At 48.6% G+C, this 4,260-nt stretch carries 4 protein-coding genes; 2 read left to right on the top strand and 2 right to left on the bottom strand.

Features of this window, described 5'->3' with window-relative positions; all coding sequences use genetic code 11:
- Nucleotides 1-647: UMP kinase (pyrH, locus tag FJZ26_04525; protein MBM3229669.1), on the bottom strand; the 647-nt coding region annotated here is incomplete at its 3' end.
- 100 nt (nucleotides 648-747) lie between these two features.
- Here pyrH and FJZ26_04520 point away from each other — a divergent pair.
- Together FJZ26_04520 and FJZ26_04515 are read left to right on the top strand one after the other, a co-directional pair.
- Nucleotides 748-1,308: a hypothetical protein gene (locus FJZ26_04520; protein ID MBM3229668.1), complete on the top strand. Its 561-nt coding sequence runs from the start codon at nucleotides 748-750 to the stop codon at nucleotides 1,306-1,308.
- 53 nt (nucleotides 1,309-1,361) lie between these two features.
- The gene (locus FJZ26_04515) at nucleotides 1,362-2,546 is read left to right on the top strand and encodes a hypothetical protein (GenBank protein MBM3229667.1); all 1,185 of its coding nucleotides are present in this window, start codon (nucleotides 1,362-1,364) and stop codon (nucleotides 2,544-2,546) included.
- A gap of 65 nt (nucleotides 2,547-2,611) precedes the next feature.
- Here FJZ26_04515 and FJZ26_04510 read toward each other — a convergent pair.
- Nucleotides 2,612-4,260 (bottom strand): hypothetical protein (locus FJZ26_04510; GenBank protein MBM3229666.1); only part of this gene is annotated, 1,649 nt, incomplete at its 5' end.

The following is a 4,260-nucleotide window of genomic DNA, read 5'->3' as shown; positions in this document are numbered from 1 at the left end:
CTTCCCTCTATCGCGCTTGCAATCTCGTTTAGCTTCTTTCCATCCAGAAAATGCGTCTCAATTTTTGAGCGGGCAATCATCTTGCAGGCAACATAGTCAAATACAAAGTGCGTGCCTGCTGCCCGCGTATCAGATTCGCCTGCAAGCTTTATCAGCTGCGCAAACGTCATCTTTGGGAACTTTACCGCCTTCTTGTTCTTGTAAGGGTTTTCAGAGTAAACCCCGTTGACATTTGACATGTTGATGATGCGGCATGCTCCAAGCTTTTCGGCAAGAAGCGCAGCGTCAGTATCGGTAGTTATTCCTGGAATTGTGCCTCCCATTACAACAATTTTGTACTTTCCGGCTGCATCTGCGGCGCTGTCAAAATCAGTGAAGACTTTGGGGCAGCTCATGCCATGAAAGGCAATTGCAACAAGCTTTGCATTCTGCACAGTTGACTGGATTGCAATCTCATCCGCCTCAAACTCTGACCCCCCAAGAACCCTTGCTGCCTGTGCATACTCGCGGGCAACCTTGCCACCGCCGCAGACAATTCCAAAAGAATGCCTGCTTTTGCCGACCAGGGCGGCAAGTTTTTTCAGGTAAGCCGTATTGGGCTTGTCAGGATTGACCAGGCTTCCGCCAAGGGAGAGTACCACAAACACATGACCACCTTTCCATTCAAGCTGCTATAATTTCTTCCAGTTCCTTCTACTTAGTCTATGGCTTAAATGTGTTTATAAGGTTTTTAGTCATAACAATCTCATGGAAATCGACATTGGGGCACAGAAAATCGTTGCCGAGCTTGAGGGCAGGGAAAAACAGCACGATGAAGTCATATCACAAACCCGTCCAATCATCCGCGATTTTGCAAATTCTATAAAGCTGATTCATTCCGGAAACATTTCCGATGCTCAGATGCTTATCGAAGCTGCGCGCAAATCGGCCCTTGCCCTTCCTATTACTCCGCACACGGATTATCTTCTCAGCCCAATCAACCAGGAATACGTTGAGGCCAAGGCACTGCTATGCGTCATAAAAAAAGAGCAGTTCCCCTCGCATTCTTTCCTTGGCGTCCCATTTGAGGACTACCTGACCGGCCTGTGCGACCTTGTCGGGGAACTTCGCCGCCAGATGCTTGAGGAGCTCAAGGCAGGAAAAGGCAACGAGGCAAAATATTATTTTGACACGATGTCTGCCATCTACGAGGCAATGATACCAATCCGCTTTTCAAACTCTATCTTGCCAAACTTCAGGCGCAAGCAGGATGTTGCAAGGGTGCAGGTTGAACAGGCAAGAAGCGAGCTTTTGCGCCACATCGATTAATCAGAATAATCAATTAACGACAGGGCAGGGACATATTTCCTGCGGGTGGTCAAATGAAATCATTCAGAGTTTCCCAATCTTTTTTTTCAAAATTGCTTTTTGTCTTCGTCATAACATCCCTTTTCTTCTCTTTTGGCTGCCTTGGTGGGGAGCAAAATCCTCCCGCCAACACAACCGCAAACAACAGCAGCGGCCAGAGCCAGCTACCGCTTCCTGAAAACGACATCCCGCTTTTGAATATCTCGCCAAATGACACTCTCGCCCAAAACGAATCCCTGCCAGCAGGGAACCAAACGCCGCGCCTCAACTCCTCACTTGAAGATATCCTAAATGGCAACATCTCAGAAGATAATCCTGTTATAGACGACTCTAATCCTGTTATAGACGACTCCCTCCCTGCGATTGTGAATAAGTCAAGGGATGACCTTGTCTCAACCTCGGTTTTCGGCTTCAGGCCAACACCAAACTCCAGCCTTGAAATCTACGTGATAAACGTTGGCTACGGGGAATCGGTGCTTGTAAAAAAAGGCGACTTTGAGATGCTTGTTGATTCAGGCTCAAGGCAAGGTGGGCAAAAGGCGGTTGATTTTCTCAGAAGCCTTGGCCTCTCAAAGCTAGAGGTGCTTGTTGCAACACATTCCAGGCCGCAAAACATAGGGGGAATCCCTGATGTTCTTGATGCTTTTGCATTTGAAGACTTCTGGAATAACAACGTTCCAAATCGGAACATGCCTGAATACGCAGACATGATGGATGCTGTTTTGAAAGCGGGGCTTGTGGTAAAGCACCCGCAGGCTGGTGACTCGATTGAAGTTAACGGCATGAAAATCACTGTCCTCAACCCATATGCTCAGAGGTTTGGCAACAACCCGGATGACACTGATTCGATAGTGCTAAAAGTCAAATACAAAGAATTTTGCGCCCTTTTGATGTCAGACGCGCCTGACAGCGTTGAAAGCAGGATTATGGGCTCTTCAGGGGACATCAAATGCCAGATGCTGCTTGTCGGGCGAAACGGGGCTGCTGATGCAACTCTCAATTCGTTTATTTTGCTTAGGGCAAACCCCAAGACCGCAGTTATTTCAGTAGGCCCGAACAATGACAACAATCCAAAGCAGGCCGTGCTTGAGCAGCTGCGCATCCTAAGCATCATGTCTTACCGGACAGACAAGGATGGGACAATAAAAATCGAGTCGGACGGCTCCAAGGAAGACTACAAGGTTTCCACAAACCAGTAAGGGAACTTGAAGCGCCCCTGCTTCCATTTTGCCTTTTGCCGGCTGTCTTAAGCCCCCTTATACTGCTAATCCTCACTAAGCTTTTCCTCTTCAAAATCAAGACTGTCTTCATTATCTTCTTTTTCGGAATCAGATTTTTTTACTGAATCTTTTTTTCCAGCCCCTGTTGCACTTGCGGTGATTTTTCTCTGGCCTTTTGGTTCAACCGGGGCTTCCATTTGCCTTGTGGTCTGGCCTTCCTGCGCCAAAATCCCCTTTCTCCCAGTCAGCTCAATCCCGACCATCTGCGAGCCGTCCTGTGTTTTTGAGACCCCAAGAACAACGTCCGCCCCCGAAAGAACCGCATCATTGTGCGTCACGACTATGAACTGCGTTGTTGCAGACATCTGCCGCAAAAGCTGGGCAAGCTTTTTGGAGTTTTCCTTGTCAAGCGCCGCGTCAGCCTCGTCAAGTATGTAAAAAGCTGAAGGCTTGTGGGTCTGGATGGCAAAGATGAAAATTATGGCAAGCAGGGCCTTTTCCCCGCCAGACATGGATTCTATGTACCTCTCCTTGCCTCCTTCGTTTATCTTAATCGAAAGCCCGCCGTTGAACGGGTCCGAGGGCTTTTCAAGCACAAGCATGCCGTCTCCTTTGAATATGTATCCGAATATTTTCTTGAAGTTGTCAGAAACCGCCCTGAAAGTATCCATGAATATTGCATGTTTTTTGGATTCAATCTCTTCAATCATGGCAAAGACGGCTGATTTTTCGTCTGCCAGCCTGTCAAGCTTTCCTTTTACCTCCTCTATGTCCTTCTTCTTTTCCTCATATAACTGGGGGGCCATCAGGTTCACGTTTCCAAGGCCTGCCATCCTAGCCTCAGACTCTTTGACCATTGCCAAAAGCTGCTCGCGTGGGTGCTCCAAAAGCGGCATTCCCTTGTAGTTCTCATAATCAGCCTTGAGCTCAGGCAGCCTTGCCTCCACTCCCGCTTTTTTGACCTCAAGCTCCTGCTGCGCCTTTTGCAGCTGCTGCGCCTCATATTCCATCTTTCCCTTTTTCTTGCCGATTTCAACAATCTTGGCCTCAAGTTCTTTTGCAAGCAAATAGTGCTTCTCAGCAGCCTTGCTAAACTCTGCAAGCTCCTGCTCGTGGCGCGCAAGCTCCTTTTTGTTCTTCTCAATCTCCGCCTCAAGCGCCTTTGACTTTGCCTTATGCTCCTTTTGCTCCTTTTCAAAGCCCTCTTTTTGGGATAAAAGAGCCGAGAGCTGCTTTGAGTAGAGCTGCTGCTGCGCAAGCTCGCCTTTGACTGTTGCCGCAAGCTCGGATTTCCTGCTAATAAGTGCCGCATACGCCCTGTCAGACTCGCTTGTGTCAGACTTGCTTTTTGCCTCAAGCCCTGCAAGCTGCGCCCCAAGCTGCTCTTTTTCAGCAGTGGCCTTGTCTATCTCCTTTTCCATCCTTTCCAGCTGCTGCCTTTTCTCCTTGACCTGAGTCTCATAGTTTTCTATTTGCTTTATTACAGCCTCAATGGAGCTTTTCATCTCCTGCGCAGCCTTGCCCTGTGTTTTTAGTGCGGAAAGCTCAAGCTCAAGCCCTTTGGCCGCAACCTGGCTTTCGGCAAGCGCCTTTCTTTTCTTTGCCATCTCGTCGCGTATTGAATAAAGCAGCCCGATTTTCTCCTCGCGCTGCCCCTTTAGCTGCGCATCCTGCGCCTCAAGCTTTTCAAGGC

Source organism: Candidatus Parvarchaeota archaeon, from assembly GCA_016866895.1.
Classification (GTDB): domain Archaea; phylum Micrarchaeota; class Micrarchaeia; order Anstonellales; family VGKX01; genus VGKX01.
The sequence above is the reverse complement of the archived record's forward strand: the minus strand, read 5'-3'. Positions and strand labels throughout refer to the sequence as shown.